The following is a 20798-nucleotide window of genomic DNA, read 5'->3' as shown; positions in this document are numbered from 1 at the left end:
CCGGTGCACCATGGCTGCATGCTGCTGACCCGGCTGGCCCAGGTGTCCCAGGAGGTCGCCGCGACCTCGGCTCGCTCCCGGAAGATCGCGCTCCTCGCCGAGCTCTTCCGGGACGCCGAGGCCGCGGACGTGCCGATCGTCATCCCCTACCTGGCGGGACGGCTGCCCCAGGGGCGGCTCGGCGTCGGCTGGAAGGTGCTCGGCCGCCCGGTCGCCCCGGCCGTCGAACCGGCCCTGACCGTGCGCGAGGTGGACACCCTGCTGAGCGCGCTCGGCACGGTCTCGGGCGCCGGCTCGCAGGCCGAGCGGGCCCGGCTGGTCGCGGAGCTGATGGGCGCGGCCACCGAGGACGAGCAGCGGTTCCTGCTCGGGCTGATCAGCGGAGAGGTACGCCAGGGCGCACTGGACGCGGTCGCGATCGAGGGGCTCGCCCAGGCGACCGGGGCGCCGGCGGCGGACGTACGGCGGGCCGTGATGCTGGCGGGCTCGCTCCAGACCGTGGCCGAGGCCCTCCTCGCGGACGGCCCCGGCGCCCTGGACCGCTTCCGGCTCACCGTCGGCCGCCCGGTCCTGCCGATGCTCGCCCACAGCGCCTCCTCGGTCGCCGAGGCGGTCGAGAAGCTGGGCGCTTGTGTGGTCGAGGAGAAGCTGGACGGCATCCGCGTCCAGGTCCACCGCGACGGCCCCGCCGTACGGCTGTACACGCGCACCCTCGACGACATCACCGACCGGCTGCCCGAACTGACCGCTGCCGCCCTGGAGTTGAAGGTCGACCGCTTCATCCTGGACGGCGAGGTCATCGCCTTCGACGAGGACGGCCGGCCCCGTTCCTTCCAGGAGACCGCAGGCCGGGTCGGCTCCCGCTCGGACGTGCGGACGGCCGCCGCGGCCGTCCCCGTCTCCCCCGTCTTCTTCGACGTCCTGTCCGTCGACGACCGCGACCTGCTCGACCTGCCGTTCGCCGAACGGCACGCGGAGCTGGCCCGGCTGGTGCCCGAGCCGATGCGGGTGCGGCGGACTCCGGTGCAGGGCCCGGACGACGTGCGGGCGGCCGAGGAGTTCCTCGCCGAGACCCTGGAGCGTGGCCACGAGGGCGTCGTCGTGAAGTCCCTCGACGCGCCCTACAGCGCGGGCCGGCGCGGCGCGTCCTGGCTGAAGGTCAAGCCCGTCCACACCCTCGACCTGGTGGTCCTGGCCGCCGAGTGGGGGCACGGCCGCCGCACCGGCAAGCTCTCCAACCTCCACCTCGGCGCCCGCACCGCGGACGGCTCCTTCGCGATGCTGGGCAAGACCTTCAAGGGCATGACCGACGCCATGCTGACCTGGCAGACCGAGCGGCTCCAGGAACTGGCCGTGGACACGAACGGCTACGTGGTGACCGTACGTCCCGAACTCGTCGTGGAGATCGCCTACGACGGTCTGCAGCGGTCCACCCGCTATCCGGCCGGCGTCACCCTGCGCTTCGCCCGCGTGGTCCGCTACCGCGAGGACAAGCGCCCTGCGGACGCGGACACGGTGGAGACGCTGCTCGCGGCTCATCCGGAGGTGCGGCCGTGAGGCGCAGCGCGGGCCTGCTGCTGTTCCGCCACACCGGACACGGCCTCGAAGTGCTGCTCGGCCATATGGGAGGCCCCTTCTTCGCGCGGCGCGACGCCGGGGCGTGGACGGTGCCGAAGGGCGAGTACGAAGCGGACGAACCCGCCTGGGACGCGGCCCGCCGTGAGTTCCGGGAGGAGCTCGGGCTGCCCGCGCCGGACGGCACGGCCCTGCCGCTCGGCGAGGTCCGCCAGACCAACGGCAAGGTCGTCACGGCGTGGGCGATCGAGGCGGACCTCGATCCGGCGACGGTCGTGCCGGGGACCTTCCGGATGGAGTGGCCGCCGAAGTCCGGGCGGATCGAGGAGTTCCCGGAGCTGGACCGCGTGCGGTGGTTCGGCCTGGACGACGGCCGGGCGGTGATCGTCAAGGCGCAGGCCGCGTTTCTCGACCGGCTGGCGGAGCACTCGGTCTGAGCGGATGCGCACGCGTTGCGGTCCCCACCGCGGCGCGGGAAGGTCGAAACACAGCCCGTCCCCAGGGAGGTCACCCATGCCCATCGCAACGGTCAACCCGGCGAACGGCGAGACGCTCAAGACGTACGAGGCCATGGGCGAGGAGGAGATCGAGCGCCGGCTCCAGCTCGCGGAGGCCACGTTCCGCACGTACCGCACGACGACCTTCGCCGAACGGGCCCGCCTGCTGCACCGCGCCGCCGACCTCCTCGACGAGGACCAGCAGGACATCGCCCGGGTGATGACCACCGAGATGGGCAAGCCGGTCAAGCAGGCCAGGGCCGAGGCCGCGAAGTGCGCCAAGGCGATGCGCTGGTACGCCGACCACGCGGCGCGGCTCCTCGCCGACGAGGAGCCGGCAGCCGCCGACGTGAAGGACTCCGGCGCCTCCCGCGCCCTGGTCCGCTACCGGCCGCTGGGCCCGGTGCTCGCGGTGATGCCGTGGAACTTCCCGCTGTGGCAGGTGGTCCGCTTCGCCGCGCCCGCGCTGATGGCCGGCAACGTCGGCCTGCTGAAGCACGCCTCCAACGTCCCGCAGACCGCCCTCTACCTGGAGGACCTCTTCCACCGCGCGGGCTTTGGCGAGGGCTGCTTCCAGACCCTCCTCGTCGGCTCCGGCGCCGTCGACGAGATCCTGAAGGACGACCGTGTCAAGGCGGCCACGCTCACCGGCAGCGAGCCCGCGGGCCGGGCCGTGGCGTCCACCGCGGGGCAGATGGTCAAGAAGACGGTGCTGGAACTGGGCGGCAGCGACCCCTACGTCGTGATGCCGTCCGCGGACATCGACCGGGCCGCGCAGATCGCGGTCACCGCGCGCGTGCAGAACAACGGGCAGTCCTGCATCGCCGCCAAGCGGTTCATCGTGCACACGGACGTGTACGACGCGTTCGCCGAGCGGTTCGTCCGGGGCATGCAGACCCTGAAGGTCGGCGACCCGCTGGAGGAGGACACGGAGGTCGGGCCGCTGGCGAGCGAACAGGGGCGTGCCGACCTGGAGGAACTCGTCGACGACGCACTGCGCAGCGGCGCGCGCGTGCTGTGCGGGGGCGAACGCCCGGGCGGGGACGGCTGGTACTACCGGCCCACCGTCCTGGCCGGCATCACCCGCGAGATGCGCATCCACCGCGAGGAGGCGTTCGGCCCGGTCGCCACGCTGTACCGGGCAGCCGACCTCGACGAAGCCGTACTGATCGCGAACGACTCGCCGTTCGGGCTGAGTTCCAACGTGTGGACACGGGACGAGAGCGAGGTCGACCGCTTCGTCCGGGACCTGGAGGCCGGTGGCGTGTACGTCAACGGGATGACCGCGTCCCACCCGGCGTTCCCGTTCGGCGGGGTCAAGCGGTCCGGCTACGGCCGTGAGCTGTCCGGGCACGGAATCCGGGAGTTCTGCAACATCACGACCGTATGGCACGGAGCGTGAGGCTTCCGCGGCTACGATCCCCTTTGTGAACCGCGAAGTGACTCTGCCTCTGATCGTCGACGACCGCGGGACCCTGCAGGTGGCTGCCGCCGATGTGAGCAAGCTTTTGCGGACCGTGGGCGGGCGGTGGCTGCATCTCGTCGAGGCCGGGGAGGACGGGCTCGACGAGGACACGGTGGCCGCGTTGACGATCGAACTCGCGAAACTCGCCGACCGTATCGACGTCGCCTGCATCGCGCACAGCAGCGGGAGTACGCCCTAGGGCCGTGCTTTTCAGGCCCCCGGGCCTCCCGCGTTCGGAGTAGCCCCGCGCGAGATCGCCGCCACCTGGGGTGATGGTGGACTGGACCACTCTCCGCGGCGAAGGCAGGCACGGTTCATGGCGACGGCAGTGAGTACGGCATGACGGAAGACACCATGATCGAGACCCTCCCCCCGATCCGGCACTGGCCCGCGCTCAACCTGTCCGGCGTGGACTTCGACCCGGTCCTCACCGAGCTGATGCTCGAAGCCCCCGTCACCCGTATCCAGCTGCCCGACGGCGAGGGCTGGGCCTGGCTCGTCACCCGGTACGAGGACGTCCGCACGGTGACCGAGGACCCCCGGTTCAGCCGGGAGGCGGTGACGGACCGGCAGGTCACCCGGCTCGCCCCGCACTTCGTCCCGGCCCGCGGCGCGGTCGGCTTCCTGGACCCGCCCGACCACACCCGGCTGCGTGACTCGGTCGCCGCCGCCTTCACCGCGAAGGGCGTGGAGCGGATCCGCGAGAAGTGCCGCCGGATGCTGGACGAGCTGGTCGACGAGCTGCTCCAGGACGGCCCGCCGACCGACCTCACGGCGACCGTGCTCACGCCCTTCCCCACCGCCGTGATCTGCGAGCTGATGGGTGTCCCGGCGGCCGACCGGCACGGCATGCACGCCTGGACCCGGCTGGTCCTCTCCTCCTCGCACGGCCTCCAGGCCGGCGAGAGGGCCAGGAACGAGATGGGCGCGTACTTCGCCGACCTCATCGAACTCCGGGAGGGCGGCACCGGCGAGGACGTCATCTCGCTGCTGGGCGCCGCCGTGGGCCGTGGCGAGGTCACCCGGGAGGAGGCGGCCGGGCTCGCGGTGCGGCTCCAGACCGGCGGCGAGGCGCTCACCCACAACAGCGGCCAGCTGTTCTACATCCTGTTGACCCGCCCGGGCCTGGCCGAACGGCTGCGCCGCGAACCGGAGATCCGCCCGCAGGCCGTCGACGAACTGCTGCGCTACATCCCGCACCGCAACGCCGTGGGGCTGTCCCGGATCGCCACCCAGGACGTGGGGATCCAGGGCGTGCGGATCCGCGCGGGTGACGCGATCTACGTGTCGTACCTCTCCGCGAACCGTGACCCGGACGTCTTCCCCTTCCCGGAGACGATCGACTTCTCCCGCAGCCCGAACCCGCACGTGTCCTTCGGCTCCGGTCCGCACTCCTGCCCCGGCGACCTGCTCGCCCGGCTGGAGTCCGAGCTGCTGGTCGACGCCCTGCTGGACCGCGTGCCCGGTCTGAGGCTGGCCGTGCCGGCGAACGAGGTCCCGTTCAGGAAGGGCGCGTTGATCCGCGGGCCGGAAGCGCTGCCCGTCACCTGGTCCTAGGGGCGAGGGACCGCACGACGGGCCGCACAAGACCGGCACCGCGCGACGCACCCACGCCCCGCGGCGTTAGCGGATCGGCATCCCCGACAGGGTGCGGGCGATGACCAGCCGCTGGATCTCGCTCGTCCCCTCGAAGATCGTGTAGATCGCGGCGTCCCGGTGCATCCGCTCCACCGGGTACTCCCGCGTGTAGCCGTTGCCGCCGAGGATCTGAACCGCCTGCGCGGTGACCGTCTTCGCCGTCTCGCTCGCGAACAGCTTCGACATCGATCCCTCGGCCGCCGTGAACTGCTTGCCGTTGATCGCCATCCAGGACGCCCGCCACACCAGCAGCCGCGCCGCGTCGATGGACGTCCGCATGTCCGCGAGCTGGAAGGCCACGCCCTGGTTGTCGATGATCGGCCGGCCGAACTGCTCACGCGTCTTGGCGTAGTCGAGGGCCACCTCGTACGCCGCGCGCGCCGTGCCGACGGCCATCGCTCCGACGGCGGGCCGCGACGCCTCGAACGTGGCCATCGCCGCGTTCTTCACGCGCTCCCCGCCCGCCTTGGCGCGCTCACGGGCCCGGGCCAGCCGCTCGTCCAGCTTCTCCTTGCCGCCGAGGAGGCAGGAGCCGGGCACGCGGACGTCCTCCAGGACGACCTCGGCGGTGTGCGAGGCGCGGATGCCGTGCTTCTTGAACTTCTGTCCCTGGGAGAGGCCGGGGGTGTTCGGCGGGACGATGAAGGAGGCGTGACCCTTGGAGCCGAGCTCCGTGTCCACCACGGCGACCACGACATGGACGTTGGCGATGCCGCCGTTGGTCGCCCAGGTCTTCGTGCCGTTGAGCACCCACTCGTCCTTGGCCTCGTCGTAGACCGCGCGGGTGCGCATCGAGGCGACGTCGGACCCGGCGTCGGGCTCGGACGAGCAGAACGCCGCGACCTTGACGTCGTTGGCGTCGCCGTACATCTGCGGGATCCAGGTGCCGATCTGCTCCTCGGTGCCGTTGGCGAGGACGCCCACGGCGGCGAGACCGGTGCCGACGATGGACAGGGCGATGCCCGCGTCACCCCAGAACAGCTCCTCCATGGCCATCGGGATGCCCAGCCCGGTGGGGTCGAAGTACTGCTGGGCGTAGAAGTCGAGGGAGTAGATGCCGACCTTGGCGGCCTCCTGGATGACCGGCCAGGGAGTCTCCTCACGCTCGTCCCATTCGGCGGCCGCGGGGCGGATGACGTCGGCCGCGAAGCCGTGCAGCCAGTCCCGGACCTCCTTCTGTTCGTCGTTGAGCTCCATGGTGAACTCGGCCATGTCCCCTCCAGCGGCGACGCACGTGCGTGTTACTTACGGTAACCCGAGTCTGTTACCCGCGGGTAGGAAAAGTCAACTCCCGATGACCGGTCGGTAGCCCGTTCGATCCCCGAGGCATCCTGGGTGTTAGTTTGCGCAGGCGTTACCTAATTCAGCACGGGTGGGGAGAGCAACATGGACACCACGCAGCGGACCGATCAGCAACGGTCCGCCGACCGCCGCCGTCGCGAGCTGCTGGAAGCCGCCGACAGAGTGGTGCTGCGCGACGGTCCACAGGCTTCCATGAACGCCATCGCCGCGGAGGCGGGCATCACCAAACCGATTCTTTATCGCCACTTCGGCGACAAGGGCGGGCTTTACGCAGCTTTGGCCAAGCGGCACACGGACGCGCTGCTCGACTCGCTGCGGGCCGCGCTGGACGCGCCCGCGGACCGGCGCGAGCGGGTTGCGGCCACGCTGGACACGTATCTGGCGGCGATCGAGGCGCGGCCCCAGGTGTACCGGTTCCTGATGCACCCGGCGGAGGGCGGCCAGGTCGGGGACCAGGGGTTCGACGTGAACAAGCATTCCGCGCCGCTGCTTCGCAGGATGGGCGAGGAGTTGGCGCAGGTCATCGAGGACCGGCTGGACCTCGGGCCCGGTGGGCAGCAGCTGGCCCGGGTGTGGGGCCACGGGATCGTCGGGATGATGCATGCGGCCGGGGACTGGTGGCTGGGCGAACGGCCGTGCTCGCGCGCCGAGTTGGTACGCAGTCTCGCCGACCTGCTGTGGGGGCGGCTCGCCGAGGCCGGGGACAAGGTGGGCGGCCCCGGGTTCTGACGGTCGCGTCCCGTCCGCGGGCCGTGGGGGCCGGCCGCTCAGCGACTCCATGCCGCTCGGGCCACCTGTCGCATCAGGCGCCTGTGGCGCCAGCCCCGCACACGGTCCGCGTAGACGCGGCCCTCCAGATGGTCGCACTCGTGCTGCAGGCAGCGCGCGAAGAACCCCGTCCCGTGCACGGTGACCGGTTCGCCCGTCACCGTGAAGCCCTCGACCACGGCGTGGTCGTGGCGCTCCGTCCCCGCCTCCAGGCCCGGCAGGGACAGACAGCCCTCGGGGCCTCGCAGCACCACGCCGTCCGTCTCGACCAGCCGCGGATTCACCACGTGCCCGAGATGGCGCGTCTCCTCGTCGTCCGGGCAGTCGTAGACGAACACCCGCAGGGGCACGCCGATCTGGTTCGCGGCCAGGCCCACGCCCTGTGCGGCGTACATGGTCGCGAACAAGTCCTCCACAAGTGCGGCCAGTTCGGGGCCGAAGTCTGTGACCTCCTCGCAGGGAGCGTGCAGAACGTCGTCGCCGAGCAGGGTAAGGGGCCGGACGCGCCCGTGGGCGCCCGGGATCGGGCCTTGTCGCATGGCGGCAAGGGTACGGTCCTTCCTGTCACGCGAAGGTCGCGCGGGCGCCGCGATTCGGGAGTGCGAATGGATCTCGATAGGCTGAGGTCCACACCACGTGGCCGGAGGCAGGGGCGCGGCGCGTACGCAAGGAGGATCGAGAACTGATGGCAGGCAACTCGGACCCGCTCTCTCCGCGGGCCAAGATCGCCGTGACCGCGGGCAAGGCGGTCGCGGCGGCATCGCGCGCCGCAGGGCGCGGCAGCGGTTCCGTGATCGGCGGCCGGGTGGCACTCAAACTCGACCCGGACCTTCTCGCCCGGCTCGCCCAGAACCTGGACGTGACCCTGGTGTCGGCGACGAACGGCAAGACCACCACCACCCGGCTGATCGCCGAGGCACTGCGGGCCGCGGGCCCGGTCGTCTCGAACGCGCTCGGCGCCAACATGCCGGCCGGCATCACCTCGGCGCTGGCGGGCAGCTCGGACGCCCGCTTCGGTGTCATCGAGGTCGACGAGAAGTACCTCGCGGGCGTCGCCCGGGACACCGACCCGAAGTGCATCGCCCTGCTCAACCTCTCCCGCGACCAGCTCGACCGCGCCGCCGAGACCCGCATGCTCGCCGAGAACTGGCGCGAGGGCCTCGCCGGTTCCAAGGCCGTCATCGTGGCCAACGCGGACGACCCGCTGGTGGTGTGGGCCGCGTCCTCCTCCCCCAACGTGATCTGGGTCGCCGCCGGGCAGATGTGGAAGGACGACGCCTGGTCCTGCCCGTCCTGCGGTGGCGTGATGCAGCGGCCCGGCGACGACTGGTTCTGCGGCGAGTGCGGCTTCCGCCGGCCCACGCCGAGCTGGGCGCTGTCCGGTGACCACGTCCTGGATCCGCACGGGTCCGCCTGGCCGATCCACCTCCAGCTGCCGGGCCGTGCCAACAAGGCCAACGCGGCCTCCTCGGCCGCCGTCGCGGCCGTGTTCGGCGTCCCGCCGCAGGTCGCCCTGGAACGCATGTACCAGGTCCAGGCGGTGGCCGGCCGGTACGACGTCGTGCAGTTCATGCAGCGCGACCTCAGACTGCTGCTCGCGAAGAACCCGGCGGGCTGGCTCGAAACGTTCAGCCTGATCGATCCGCCGCCCACTCCGGTGATCCTCTCGGTGAACGCGCGCGGCGCCGACGGCACCGACACCTCGTGGCTGTGGGACGTCGACTACACCCGGCTGACCGGCCACCCGATCTTCGTGGTCGGCGACCGGAAGCTGGACCTCGCGGTGCGACTGGAGGTCGCCAACCAGCACTTCCAGGTGTGCGAGAACCTCGACCAGGCCGTGCAGATGGCACCGCCCGGCCGCATCGAGGTCATCGCCAACTACACCGCCTTCCAGGACCTGCGCCGCCGCGTCGGCAACTGAGTACCGGACTTCAGGGGACTTTTGTGAGCGACAACCAACTGCGGATCGTCTGGATCTATCCCGACCTGCTCAGCACGTACGGCGACCAGGGCAACGCCCTCGTCGTGGAGCGCCGGGCCCGGCAGCGCGGCCTCGACGTGGCCCGGCTCGACGTGCGCAGCGACCAGCCGATCCCGACGTCCGGTGACATCTACCTGATCGGCGGCGGTGAGGACCGGCCGCAGCGGCTCGCGGCCGAGCGGCTGCGCCGGGACGGCGGTCTGCACCGGGCCGTCGGCAACGGCGCGATCGTCTTCTCCGTCTGCGCCGGCTACCAGATCCTCGGCCACGAGTTCATCAACGACCTCGGCCAGCGCGAGCCCGGCCTCGGCCTGCTCGACGTGGTGTCGGTGCGCGGCGAGGGCGAGCGGTGCGTCGGAGACGTCCTCGGGGACATCGACCCGCGCCTCGGCCTGCCCTCGCTGACCGGCTTCGAGAACCACCAGGGCGTCACCCACCTGGGCCCCACCGCCCGCCCGTTCGCCCAGGTCCGCCTCGGCAACGGCAACGGGACCGGTGACGGCACGGAGGGCGCGTACAACGACACGGTCTTCGGTACGTACATGCACGGGCCCGTGCTGGCGCGCAACCCGCTCGTCGCCGACCTGCTGCTGAAGCTGGCGCTCGACGTCAACGCGCTGCCGCCGACCGACGACCGGTGGTACGAGGCGCTCCGCAGCGAACGCATCGCGGCCGCGCAGCAGCCTGCCTGACAGCCGGGCTCCGACCCGGCGCGACCAGCCCGTCTGACGGCCCGTCCGCACAGGTGAGCGGGCTCGTCCAGCAGGCGGACGCGTGGTTCGGCCCCGCCCCCTCCTGCCGCTAGGGTGGCGGGGATCGAGCCGGACAACGTGGTCCGGATCCGGCCCACGTCGAGAAGGTATTCGGGCTATGCGCATTGGTGTCCTCACGTCCGGCGGCGACTGCCCCGGCCTGAACGCCGTCATCCGGTCCGTCGTGCACCGCGCCGTCGTCGACCACGGCGACGAGGTCATCGGTTTCCGGGACGGCTGGAAGGGCCTCCTGGAGTGCGACTACCTCAAGCTCGACCTGGACGCGGTGGGCGGCATCCTGGCCCGCGGCGGCACGATCCTCGGTTCCTCCCGGGTCCAGCCCTCCCACCTGCGGGACGGCGTGGAGCGGGCCCGCGGCCATGTCCAGGAACTCGGTCTCGACGCCATCATCCCGATCGGCGGCGAGGGCACCCTCAAGGCCGCCCGGCTGATGTCGGACAGCGGTCTGCCGATCGTGGGCGTGCCGAAGACCATCGACAACGACATCGCCGTCACGGACGTCACCTTCGGCTTCGACACGGCCGTCGGTGTCGCCACGGACGCCCTGGACCGGCTGAAGACCACCGCCGAGTCCCACCAGCGCGTCCTGGTCGTCGAGGTCATGGGGCGGCACACCGGCTGGATAGCGCTGCACTCCGGCATGGCGGCCGGCGCGCACGCCATCGTCGTGCCGGAACGGCCCTTCGACATCGACGAGTTGACCGCGAAGGTCGGCGCGCGCTTCGAGGCGGGCAAGCGGTTCGCGATCGTCGTCGCCGCGGAGGGCGCCAAGCCGCGGCGCGGCACCATGGCCTTCGACGAGGGCGGCAAGGACATCTACGGTCACGAGCGGTTCGCCGGGATCGCCCGGCAGCTCTCCCTCGAGCTGGAGCAGCGGCTCGGCAAGGAGGCGCGGCCGGTGATCCTCGGCCACGTGCAGCGGGGCGGGACGCCGACGGCCTACGACCGGGTGCTGGCCACGCGGTTCGGGTGGCACGCGGTGGAGGCCGTACATCGCGGCGAGTTCGGGAACATGACCGCTCTGCGGGGGACGGACATCGTGATGGTGCCGTTGGCCGAGGCCGTGGAGACGTTGAAGACGGTCCCTGAGGACCGGTACGAAGAGGCCGAGTGCGTGCTCTAGCCGCCCAGGGCACCTGAGGGCGCTGTACTGCCCCCGGTCGCAGGAGCGGCCGGGGGCGGTTCTACTCTGGGGGCGGACAGACGCGTACAACCCCCACGAATCAGGAGCCGTTGGATGGATCACAGCGGGCACGGCATGACCATGGATCTGCCGCCGTTCACGCTGGGGCGGGGTCTTCAGTGGTCGGCGGACCCGTTCTTCCTCGTGGCCTGCCTGGTGGGGCTCGGGCTGTACGGGTGGGGGGTCGTGCGGCTCAGGCGGCGCGGGGACTCCTGGCCGGTGGGGCGGACCGTGGCGTACGTCGTCGGGGTGCTGTCCGTCGGGCTGATGATGTGCACCCGGCTGAACGACTACGGCATGGTCATGTTCAGCGTGCACATGGTGCAGCACATGGTCATCAGCATGCTGTCGCCGATCCTGCTGCTGCTCGGCGCCCCGGTCACGCTGGCGCTGCGGGCGCTGCCGACCGCCGGCCGGGGGCGGAAGGGGCCGCGCGAGGTGCTGCTGATGTTCCTGCACAGCCGGTACATGCGGATCATCACGCACCCCGCGTTCACCATCCCGCTGTTCATCGCGAGCCTTTACGCGCTGTACTTCACGCCCCTGTTCGACTTCCTGATGAGCTCCAAGACCGGGCACGTCGCGATGATGGTGCACTTCCTCGCCGTCGGCTTCGTGTTCTTCTGGCCGATCATGGGTGTGGATCCGGGCCCCAGCCGGCCGGGCTATCTGATGCGGATGCTGGAGCTGTTCGCGGGCATGCCGTTCCACGCGTTCTTCGGCATCGCGCTGATGATGGCGTCCGCGCCCATGGTCGAGACGTTCGAGAACCCGCCCGCCTCGCTCGGCATCGACGCGCTCTCCGACCAGAACGCGGCCGGCGGCATCGCCTGGGCGTTCAGCGAGATCCCGTCCGTACTGGTGCTGATCGCCCTGCTGTTCCAGTGGTACAGCTCCGAGCAGCGGCAGGCGAAGCGCCAGGACCGGGCCGCCGACCGTGACGGCGACAAGGAACTCGAGGCATACAACGCCTATTTGGCCTCATTGAACGCACGCGGGCATTGAAAGGCCTCTTATTCAGTAGCATGAAGCGCGATGGGGGAACCGCCGGGGGGAGCGGTGATGACACTTCGCGCATTCATGCAAGGGGCCGGGAAAAGGATTGCGTGCTTCCTGGTTCTCGTTCTCGCACTGAGCGGCTGCGACAGAGAGACGCCCTTGGCCGTGGTGAAGGCGGTCGCCGCGGGCGTGCCCTCGCTCGCGCCGTTCTTCGACGAGAGCAGCGGGCTGGGCAGAGATGCCCAGGTGCGGTCGAAGGCCGTGCACGGTGGCCTGCAACAAGGGGACACACCCGGTCTGTACGGGGGTTCGAAACAGCCGACGATCTGTGACGTCGACCGCCTGGAACAGTTCCTCACCGATCCGGCCCAGGACCGGAAGGCGCGGGCGTGGGCGCGTGCCGTGGGCATCCCGACAGCCGGGATTCCGGATTATCTGGAACGCCTCACACCTGTTCTGTTGCGTCACGACACTCTCGTGAAGAACCACGACTACAAAAAGGGAAAGGCCGTCCCCTACGACTCGCTGCTCCAGGCGGGAATCGCGATTCTCGTGGATCAGCAGGGACAGCCGGCCGTGAAGTGTTCGTGCGGAAATCCACTGCGGCCTTTCGAGGGCGACTCCGGCCGGATCTCGGTCGAGTTCGAGGACGGCAACGAGAAGTGGCAGGGCTACGAGCGTTCCCGGGTCGTGGCGGTGCGCCCCGCGCCCCGGGCGTTGCAGCGGATCGCCCTGGTCGATGTCGAGGAACCCGAGCGGGGCATCAGCCGCCCGGTCGGCACGAGGGGCGAGGACGACTCCGCGTTCGACACCCGCGAGCGGCGCGCGGTCCCGAACCTCGCGGGAGCGACGTTCGGGCAGGCGAGCCGGCAGCTGGCCGACAAGGGGCTCGCCGTCGGGTACGACGGGAAGGGGCTGCCGCCCGACGGCGCGAAGGTCACGGCGTCCGATCCACCGGCGGGGAGCGAGCTGGGGTTCGGGGAGTACGTGACGCTGAGCGTGGCCGGGGGCGGGGACGCGGCCGGAGGCGGGCAGGGGGGCTCGTCCGGTGGGGTGGCCACTCCCCCGGCGCCCGGCTCTCCGGGGGCCACGGGTGCTCCGCCGCCGTCGAGCGGCGGGCCCCGGCCTGACACGCCCCCCGCCGCACCCTCGTCTGGTACGCCGTCCGGTACATCCGGTACGTCGGGTACCGGATCGCCCGGGGCGAGTTCGCCGTCCGGTGCCGGATCACCCGGGCCCGGTTCGCCGTCGAGTTCCGCGCCGTCGTCGCGGCCGCCCTCCGGCTCCGCGCCGGAGAAGGACACGCCGTCCAGTCGCCCGCCGAGTTCCGCGCCGCCGTCGACGAGCTCGCCGCCCGAGGTGACCAGCGCGCCGCCGGGGGTCACCAGCGCCCCGCCGACCAGCGCCCCGGTCACCACCGGCACCGCACCACCGCCGTCGACCAGCGCGCCCGTCATCAGCGAACCGGCGAGCAGCGACCCGGTCACGAGCACCCCGGCGCGCGGCGCACCCGCCGACGCGACCACGTAGCCGCAGAACCGTGGAGTCACCGGATGCCTTCAGGAACACCGACGTCGGGAGTGGGCCGGGTCATCGCCGGTCGCTATCTGTTGCTGAACCAGCTCGGCAGCGGCGGCATGGGCCATGTGTGGCTCGCCCACGACCGGAGACTCGCCTGCGAGGTCGCGCTCAAGGAGATCGTGTTCCGCGACCCGGTGGAGGCCGGTCACGAGCGGGAGGCGCGGGTCGCCCGGGCCCGGGCCGAGGCACGGCACGCGGCCGGGTTGCGCGGCCACCCCCACGTGGTGACCGTGCACGACGTGCTGGAACACGAGGGCCTGCCGTGGATCGTCATGGAGTACGTGGCCGGCGCCGTCGACCTGCGGGAGCTGGTCGGGACCCGGGGGCCGCTGGCCCCGGCCGAGTGCGCCCGGGTCGGCCTCGCCGTGCTGGACGCGCTGACCGCCGGGCACCGGCGGGGCGTCATGCACCGGGACGTGAAACCGGCGAACATCCTGCTCGCGCCGGACCGCGCCGGGGCGCCGTACGGCCGCGTCCTGCTCACCGACTACGGCATCTCCGTACAGCCGGACGCCGGCGAGAAGCGGTACACGCTGGCGTCCGTGCTGGTGGGGACCGCCGGATATCTGGCGCCCGAGCGTGCGACGGGCGGGGCGCCCACCCCGGCCGCCGACCTGTTCTCGCTGGGCTGCACGCTGTACCACGCCGTCGAGGGCCGGGGCCCGTTCGAGCGGGAGTCGCATCTGGCCGAGGTCACCGCGGTGGTGATGGAGGAACCGCGTCCGGCCGTCCGGGCCGGGGCCTTGGGGCCGGTGCTGGCCGCGCTGCTCGCCAAGGACCCCGGGGAGCGGCTGTCGGCGGCGGAGGCGGAGGTGGCGCTCTCTCAGATCGTCACACCGCAGGCCGAGGCGTACTCACGGACCTGGACGGACCTGGGGTCGCAGCCGCCCTGGGCGGGGTCACCCGCGCCGCCCGCCGGGCCGAACGGGACGGCCGGAGCGGCCGGGCACGGACCGACGGCGGATCCCCGGGGCTTCGCGCCCACCGCCGACTCCCCGGGGCTCGGGCGGACCGCCGGCCCGCGAGGATCCACGCCTGCCCCGGATCCGCGGGGGTTCGCGCCGCGCCGGGACTCGCGGGGGTTCGCGCCGCCGCACGACCCGCATGGCCTCACGCCGCCCGGGGACCCGCACGGACCCCTACCGCCCCACGACCACGATCCGCACGGGTTCGGGCCGTCCTTCGCGCTGTCGCCCCCGTCCGCGCCCGGCAGGCGGCGGCGTGAGCGCTCGCACGCGCTGCGGGCCGCCCTCGCCTGCGGCCTCGGGATGGTCCTCGCCCTGGGCGGGGTCTGGTACGCCCTGGCGGACCGGAGCGGCACCGGCGGCGCCGGGGGCCAGGGCGGCGACGGGAGCGGAGCGCCGTACGGAGCCGGTGTCGGGCTCTCGAAGGCGCTGCGGGAAGGTGACTGTGTGCTCGCCGACTGGGCGGGCGCGGAGCGCTTCCGGGGCACCCCCCGGCTGTCACTGGATCCGAGCTGCGGGGGCGCGGCTCCGGACGGGCAGGTGCTGGCGTTCGTCGAGGCCGCGTCGGCGGACGAGGCGCGGCGGCTGGGACCCGACCGTTGCGAGGAGCGCACGAGGGAGGTCCGGGACAGGCTCGCGGACGTGCGCAGTCTCGCCGTCGTGCCGACCCCTGACGGATTCGAGGCCGCCGGGCGGCGCAGCGCCTGTCTGGTGCTCGGCGCGCACGGGCCGGTGTACGGGCCGCTGGACGTCCACCGTGAGGCGGGCGCGGCCTTCGCGGACACGGCGACCATGCAGAAACGGGACTGTCTGGACGTCCGCTCCAACCGGGACGCCCGGCTGGTGTCCTGCGGGCAGCCGCACGACGAGGAGGTGCTCGGATTCACCCGGTTGGGCGCAGACGTCACGCTCGCCGAGGCACGGACGGAGTCGGACGTGGCGTGCGGGCGTGAGGTGCCGCCGGGCGACTACGGCTTCGACCCGTCGGTGTACACGGCGGGCTCCTGGACCAGTGAGGGCGCCTGGAAGAACGGCACACATTTCGTCGTCTGCACCGTACGGAGGCAGAACGGGGGCACCATGGAGGGGGACGAACCATGAGGAGGGTGTTGCGATGCCCGGTTCCACGGACGGCTCGACCAGAACGATGGGGGTGCTCACCGTCGGCGGACTCGTCGCGGTGACCGCCTACACGGTGGCGCTCGGCAGTAACGGCTGGCTGTGGTTCGGCTGGGTCGTACTGGGGCTGATCACCCTCGGGATGGTGGCCACCCGCAGCACCTAGCGACGGTCCTCAGCCGCCGCCGAGGCGGCCCGCCGAGTGCACCCCCGGCTGGTACTTGGGCAGCCGGGCGGTGATTTTCATGCCCGCGCCGACAGCCGTCTCGATGACCAGGCCGTAGTCGTCCCCGTAGACCTGGCGGAGCCGGTCGTCGACGTTGGACAGCCCGATCCCGCCGGACGGGCTCACCTCGCCCGCGAGGATGCGGTGCAGCAGGACGGGGTCCATTCCGGTGCCGTCGTCCTCGATGACGACCAGCGCCTCCGCGCCGGCGTCCTGGGCGGTGATGCTGATGTGGCTCTTGCCCGCGGCGGACACGGCCTTGCCCTCCAGGCCGTGCTTGACGGCGTTCTCGACGAGCGGCTGGAGGCACAGGAAGGGCAGGGCCACCGGCAGTACCTCGGGGGCGATCTGCAGGGTGACGGAGAGGCGGTCGCCGAAGCGTGCCCGGACGAGCGCCAGATAGTGGTCGATGGCGTGGAGTTCCTCGGCCAGGGTGGTGAAGTCACCGTGTCTGCGGAACGAGTAGCGGGTGAAGTCGGCGAACTCCAGGAGCAGTTCGCGGGCGCGCTCGGGGTCGGTGCGGACGAACGAGGCGATCACCGCGAGCGAGTTGAAGATGAAGTGCGGGGATATCTGGGCGCGCAGGGCCTTGATCTCGGCCTCGATGAGGCGGGTGCGGGACTGGTCGAGGTCGGCCAGCTCCAGCTGGACCGAGACCCAGCGGGCCACCTCCCCGGCCGCGCGGACCAGGACCGCCGACTCGCGCGGTGCGCAGGCGACCAGGGCGCCGTGCACGCGGTCGTCGACGGTGAGGGGGGCGACGACGGCCCAGCGGACCGGACAGTCGGGGGTGTCACAGCTCAGGGGGAACGCCTCGCCGCGGCCGGTCTCCAGGGGGCCCGCGAGGCGTTCCATGATCTCGGTGCGGTGATGGCCGCCGACGCCGTCCCAGACCAGGACGCGCTGCTGGTCGCTCAGGCACAGCGCGTCCGTGCCCAGCAGCGTGCGCAGTCGGCGGGCCGACTTGCGCGCGGTCTCCTCCGTGAGGCCCGCTCGCAGCGGGGGTGCGGCGAGGGATGCGGTGTGCAGGGTCTGGAAAGTGGCGTGTTCGACGGGGGTGCCGAGTCCGCCCAGGTTCTGGGGGCGGGCGGTACGCCTGCCGAGCCAGAAGCCCGCCGCCAGCACCGGGAGGATCGCCACGCACAGTCCGGCGAGGAACCCGCTCATGCCTTCACCTCCGCCCGCAGTTCCTCCGCCCGCAGTTCCTCCGGCAAATGGAAGCGGGCCAGGATCGCCGCCGTGCCCGCCGGTACGCGTCCCGCCGAAGCCAGGGACACCAGCATCATGGTGAGGAAGCCCAGCGGCACGGACCAGAGGGCGGGCCAGGCCAGCAGGGCGTGCAGCGGGCCCCGGCCCGGGAAGCCCGCCATCGTCGCGGCGACCGCCAGGAACGCGCAGCCCCCGCCGACCAGCATCCCGGCGGCCGCGCCCGGCGGGGTCAGCCGCCGCCACCAGATGCCGAGGACCAGCAGCGGGCAGAACGACGACGCCGACACGGCGAAGGCCAGCCCGACCGCGTCGGCGACGGGCAGTCCGCCCACGAGCATGCTCGCCGCGAGCGGTACCGCCATGGCCAGCACCGTGCCGAGTCTGAAGTGCCGTACGCCGCGCGAGGGCAGCACGTCCTGGGTGAGGACGCCCGCGACGGCCATGGTCAGCCCCGAAGCCGTGGACAGGAACGCGGCGAAGGCCCCGCCCGCCACCAGCGCGCCGAGCAGGTCGCCGCCGAGGCCGCCGATCACCCGCTCGGGCAACAGCAGGACGGCGGCGTCCGCGTCGCCGGTGATGGTGAGTTCGGGGGCGTAGAGCCGTCCCAGGGCGCCGTAGACGGGCGGCAGCAGGTAGAAGGCGCCGATCAGGCCGAGGACGGCGACGGTGGTGCGGCGGGCGGCGACACCGTGCGGGCTGGTGTAGAAGCGGACGACGACGTGCGGCAGGCCCATGGTGCCGAGGAAGGTGGCGAGGATCAGCCCGTAGGTGGCGTACAGCGGGCGTTCTTCGCGGCTCGCGGCCAGGGAGGTCGACATACCGCCGTTGCTGCCGCGGTCGGCGGCCGGGACGGAGGAGCCCCGGTCGAAGGTCAGCCGGGTGCCCTGTTCGATGCGGTGGGTGCCGGCGGGCAGGCGCAGGCGCCGGTCGTCGTGGACGCGGCCGTCGACCGTGCCGCTGACCGTGACCGTCAGGGGGGCGTCCAGCTTGAGGTCGAGGCCCGCGTCGACGCGGACGACCCGCTGGTCGCGGAAGGTGGCCGGTTCCTCGAAGGCGTGCCGGGGTGCCCCGTCGGCCTGCCAGGCGAGGATGAGGAAGAGGGCGGGGACGAGCAGGGCGGTGAGCTTGAGCCAGTACTGGAAGGCCTGCACGAAGGTGATGCTGCGCATGCCGCCGGCCGCGACGGTGGCGACGACCACGGCCGCCACGATCACTCCGCCCAGCCACGGGGGCGCTCCGGTCAGCACCGTCAACGTGAGTCCGGCTCCCTGGAGTTGGGGCAGCAGGTACAGCCAGCCGACGCCCACCACGAAGGCGCCGGCCAGTCGCCGCACCGCCTGGGAGGCGAGCCTCGCCTCGGCGAAGTCGGGGAGCGTGTAGGCGCCGGAACGGCGCAGCGGGGCGGCGACGAAGAGCAGCAGGACCAGGTAGCCGGCCGTGTAGCCGACCGGGTACCAGAGCATGTCCGGGCCCTGGACCAGGACCAGGCCGGCGATGCCGAGGAAGGAGGCGGCGGACAGGTACTCGCCGCTGATGGCGGCCGCGTTGAGGCGGGGGCCGACGGTGCGGGAGGCGACGTAGAAGTCGGAGGTGGTGCGCGATATGCGCAGGCCGAAGGCGCCGACGAGGACGGTCGCCACGACGACCAGGGCGACGGCGGGAACGGCGTAGCTGGAGTTCATCGGTCCACGTCTCGGTCTGGCGGGTTCAGCGGTCTTCGACGAGGCGTACGAAGTCCCGTTCGTTGCGTTCGGCGCGCCGCACGTACCAGCGGGCGAGCAGGACCAGGGGGACGTAGAGGCCGAAGCCGAGGACCGCCCATTCGAGGCGGGCGTCGGGCATCGCCTCGAAGAGCAGCGGCAGGGGGCCGACGAGCAGGGCGAGGAACGCGAACACGGCGAGGGCGGCGCGCAGTTGGGTGCGCATCAGGGAACGCACGTAGGTGTGGCCGAGGGTGGTCTGTTCGTCGATCTCGGTGCGCGGGCGGTAGTAGCCGGAGGCCCGGCGGGCGCGCCGGGGCGGGCCGGTGACGACGACGCGGCGGTCGGCGGGATCCTGGGGCACGTCATGGCCTCCTCATCAGCAGGTCCCGCAGCTCACGGGCGTGGCGGCGGCTGACCTGGAGTTCCTCGGCGCCGACCACGACGCTCACCGTGCCCGCGTCCAGTCTGAGTTCGCCGACGTGGCGCAGGGCGACGAGGTGGCGGCGGTGGATCCGGACGAAGCCGCGGCCCCGCCAGCGTTCCTCCAGGGTGGACAGCGGGATGCGTACGAGGTGACTGCCCCGGTCGGTGTGCAGCCGGGCGTAGTCGCCCTGGGCCTCGACATGGGTGATGTCGTCGACGGGGACGAAGCGGGTCACGCCGCCGAGTTCGACGGGTATCTGGTCGGGGTCGGGTTCGTGCACGGGTATGCGGGGCGCGGAGTCGCGCAGTTCGGCGGCCCGGCGGACGGCCTCCGCGAGCCGTTCCTTGCGGACGGGCTTGAGCACGTAGTCGACGGCCTTGAGGTCGAAGGCCTGCACGGCGAAGTCCTCGTGCGCGGTGACGAACACGACGAGCGGCGGCAGGGCGAAGCCGGTGAGCAGCCGGGCGAGATCCAGCCCGTCGAGGCCGGGCATGTTGATGTCGAGGAAGACGACGTCGATCGCCTCCGGCCCGTCGGGCCCCGACTGCAGGGCGCGATTGATGCGGCGCAGCGCCTCGGTGGCGTCACCGGCACCCTCCGCGCTGCCGATGCGGGGATCGGCGTTGAGGAGGTAGAGGAGTTCCTCCAGCGAGGGGCGTTCGTCGTCGACAGCCAGGGCGCGCAGCATGAACCCGGAGTGTAGGAGTAATTCGCACGCCACGACACGTGCCGGGGGCCGGACCTTTCCGCTGGATACAGTGCCCGCATGAACAGCAGGCACACGCCGTTCGACGACCTCGACCGGAAGATCGTCACCGCGTTGATGGCGAACGCCAGGACCAGTTTCGCCGAGATCGGCGCGGCGGTCGGACTGTCCTCGACCGCGGTCAAGCGACGCGTGGACCGGCTACGGGACACGGGCGTGATCACCGGGTTCACTGCCACGGTGAAGCCGTCTGCGCTGGGCTGGCGCACGGAGGCGTACGTCGAGGTGTACTGCGAGGGCGCGGCCCCGCCCCGACGGCTCGCGGAGGTCGTCCGCAACCACCCGGAGATCACCGCGGCGATGACGGTGACCGGCGGCGCGGACGCGCTGCTGCACGTGCGGGCCCGGGACGTCGAGCACTTCGAGGAGGTGCTGGAGCGGATCCGTGTGGAGCCCTTCATCCGGAAGACGATCAGCGTGATGGTGCTGTCCCACCTCCTCCCGGAAAGCCCGGAGGCGGGCGCCAGCCAGCCCGTGCCGGAGTAAACCTGCGAGGCGCGCAACGGATGTGCGTGATCCGGACCGAAGACGCAGGATTCCTGCGCGAACACGCACTCCCTGTTCCTTGTCGCCCGTCTCGGTCGGTTCCTACCTTGGAGTCAACCCCTATCGATACGGCAG

The 20798-nt window shown here is 72.0% G+C and carries 20 protein-coding genes; 14 read left to right on the top strand and 6 right to left on the bottom strand.

Translation table 11 applies throughout. From position 1 onward, the window contains the following. The first annotated feature begins 18 nt into the window (after nt 1-18). The 5 genes from AQJ84_RS06130 to AQJ84_RS06110 all read left to right on the top strand — a co-directional run bounded on the left by AQJ84_RS06130 (nt 19) and on the right by AQJ84_RS06110 (nt 5094). Complete coding sequence (locus AQJ84_RS06130) at nt 19-1557, top strand: ATP-dependent DNA ligase (RefSeq protein ID WP_053190774.1); 1539 nt, start codon at nt 19-21, stop codon at nt 1555-1557. Further along, nucleotides 1554-2012: an NUDIX domain-containing protein gene (locus AQJ84_RS06125; protein ID WP_030041551.1), complete on the top strand. Its 459-nt coding sequence runs from the start codon at nt 1554-1556 to the stop codon at nt 2010-2012. The genes AQJ84_RS06130 and AQJ84_RS06125 overlap by 4 nt, the downstream gene beginning before the upstream one ends. 76 nt (nt 2013-2088) lie before the next feature. Beyond that, the gene (locus AQJ84_RS06120) at nt 2089-3474 is read left to right on the top strand and encodes an NADP-dependent succinic semialdehyde dehydrogenase (protein ID WP_030041550.1); all 1386 of its coding nucleotides are present in this window, start codon (nt 2089-2091) and stop codon (nt 3472-3474) included. A gap of 25 nt (nt 3475-3499) precedes the next feature. Next, the gene (locus AQJ84_RS06115; RefSeq protein ID WP_030041549.1) at nt 3500-3736 is read left to right on the top strand and encodes a DUF6213 family protein; all 237 of its coding nucleotides are present in this window, start codon (nt 3500-3502) and stop codon (nt 3734-3736) included. Between the two features lie 140 nt (nt 3737-3876). Then, nucleotides 3877-5094, top strand: coding sequence for a cytochrome P450 (locus AQJ84_RS06110; protein ID WP_030041548.1), 1218 nt, complete (start codon nt 3877-3879; stop codon nt 5092-5094). A 66-nt stretch (nt 5095-5160) separates the two neighbouring features. On the opposite strand, the gene AQJ84_RS06105 is transcribed toward AQJ84_RS06110, so the two are convergent. Then, nucleotides 5161-6387, bottom strand: a complete 1227-nt coding sequence (locus tag AQJ84_RS06105) for an acyl-CoA dehydrogenase family protein (RefSeq protein ID WP_030041547.1) — start codon at nt 6385-6387, stop codon at nt 5161-5163. Nucleotides 6388-6561: 174 nt separating this feature from the next. On the opposite strand from AQJ84_RS06105, the gene AQJ84_RS06100 reads away from it, so the two are divergent. After that, nucleotides 6562-7206 (top strand): TetR family transcriptional regulator, encoded by a 645-nt coding sequence (locus tag AQJ84_RS06100; protein WP_030041546.1) that lies wholly within the window; start codon nt 6562-6564, stop codon nt 7204-7206. Nucleotides 7207-7244: 38 nt separating this feature from the next. On the opposite strand, the gene def is transcribed toward AQJ84_RS06100, so the two are convergent. Further along, nucleotides 7245-7784 carry a peptide deformylase gene (gene def / locus AQJ84_RS06095; RefSeq protein WP_030041545.1) on the bottom strand — a complete coding sequence of 180 codons (540 nt, stop codon included), beginning with the start codon at nt 7782-7784 and terminating at the stop codon, nt 7245-7247. Nucleotides 7785-7930: 146 nt separating this feature from the next. On the opposite strand from def, the gene AQJ84_RS06090 reads away from it, so the two are divergent. From AQJ84_RS06090 to AQJ84_RS42075, 7 genes are all read left to right on the top strand, one after another. Then, entirely contained in the window at nt 7931-9169 is a 1239-nt protein-coding gene (locus AQJ84_RS06090; protein WP_030041544.1) for a MurT ligase domain-containing protein, read from the top strand. A 23-nt stretch (nt 9170-9192) separates the two neighbouring features. Then, the gene (locus AQJ84_RS06085; protein WP_030041543.1) at nt 9193-9921 is read left to right on the top strand and encodes a type 1 glutamine amidotransferase; all 729 of its coding nucleotides are present in this window, start codon (nt 9193-9195) and stop codon (nt 9919-9921) included. Nucleotides 9922-10099: 178 nt separating this feature from the next. Continuing rightward, nucleotides 10100-11125: a 6-phosphofructokinase gene (locus tag AQJ84_RS06080; RefSeq protein WP_030041542.1), complete on the top strand. Its 1026-nt coding sequence runs from the start codon at nt 10100-10102 to the stop codon at nt 11123-11125. Nucleotides 11126-11239: 114 nt separating this feature from the next. Next, nucleotides 11240-12190: a cytochrome c oxidase assembly protein gene (locus AQJ84_RS06075; RefSeq protein WP_030041541.1), complete on the top strand. Its 951-nt coding sequence runs from the start codon at nt 11240-11242 to the stop codon at nt 12188-12190. 159 nt (nt 12191-12349) lie between these two features. Continuing rightward, a complete protein-coding gene (locus tag AQJ84_RS06070) occupies nt 12350-13714 on the top strand; it encodes a PASTA domain-containing protein (RefSeq protein WP_310591759.1) in 1365 nt (454 codons plus the stop codon). 23 nt (nt 13715-13737) lie between these two features. Further along, a complete protein-coding gene (locus AQJ84_RS06065) occupies nt 13738-15831 on the top strand; it encodes a protein kinase domain-containing protein (protein WP_030041538.1) in 2094 nt (697 codons plus the stop codon). A 13-nt stretch (nt 15832-15844) separates the two neighbouring features. After that, complete coding sequence (locus AQJ84_RS42075) at nt 15845-16015, top strand: membrane protein (RefSeq protein ID WP_030041537.1); 171 nt, start codon at nt 15845-15847, stop codon at nt 16013-16015. A 9-nt stretch (nt 16016-16024) separates the two neighbouring features. Here AQJ84_RS42075 and AQJ84_RS06060 read toward each other — a convergent pair whose 3' ends face one another. Genes AQJ84_RS06060 through AQJ84_RS06045 form a run of 4 tightly spaced genes read right to left on the bottom strand, consistent with a single transcriptional unit; the run spans nt 16025 to nt 20099 of the window. Next, a complete protein-coding gene (locus AQJ84_RS06060; protein ID WP_030041536.1) occupies nt 16025-17242 on the bottom strand; it encodes a sensor histidine kinase in 1218 nt (405 codons plus the stop codon). Then, a complete protein-coding gene (locus AQJ84_RS06055; protein WP_030041535.1) occupies nt 17239-18966 on the bottom strand; it encodes a sodium/solute symporter in 1728 nt (575 codons plus the stop codon). The genes AQJ84_RS06060 and AQJ84_RS06055 overlap by 4 nt, the downstream gene beginning before the upstream one ends. A 25-nt stretch (nt 18967-18991) precedes the next feature. Continuing rightward, entirely contained in the window at nt 18992-19348 is a 357-nt protein-coding gene (locus tag AQJ84_RS06050; RefSeq protein WP_030041534.1) for a hypothetical protein, read from the bottom strand. Between the two features lies 1 nt (nt 19349). Further along, the gene (locus AQJ84_RS06045; protein ID WP_030041533.1) at nt 19350-20099 is read right to left on the bottom strand and encodes a LytR/AlgR family response regulator transcription factor; all 750 of its coding nucleotides are present in this window, start codon (nt 20097-20099) and stop codon (nt 19350-19352) included. A 78-nt stretch (nt 20100-20177) separates the two neighbouring features. Between AQJ84_RS06045 and AQJ84_RS06040 the strand changes: the two genes are divergently transcribed. Then, the gene (locus tag AQJ84_RS06040; RefSeq protein WP_030041532.1) at nt 20178-20663 is read left to right on the top strand and encodes an Lrp/AsnC family transcriptional regulator; all 486 of its coding nucleotides are present in this window, start codon (nt 20178-20180) and stop codon (nt 20661-20663) included. The last annotated feature ends 135 nt before the right edge of the window (nt 20664-20798 follow it).

Origin of the sequence: Streptomyces resistomycificus (assembly GCF_001514265.1) — a bacterium.
GTDB classification, from domain to species: domain Bacteria; phylum Actinomycetota; class Actinomycetes; order Streptomycetales; family Streptomycetaceae; genus Streptomyces; species Streptomyces resistomycificus.
Note: the sequence above shows the minus strand (reverse complement) of the source record. Positions and strands in the feature narration are given on the sequence as shown.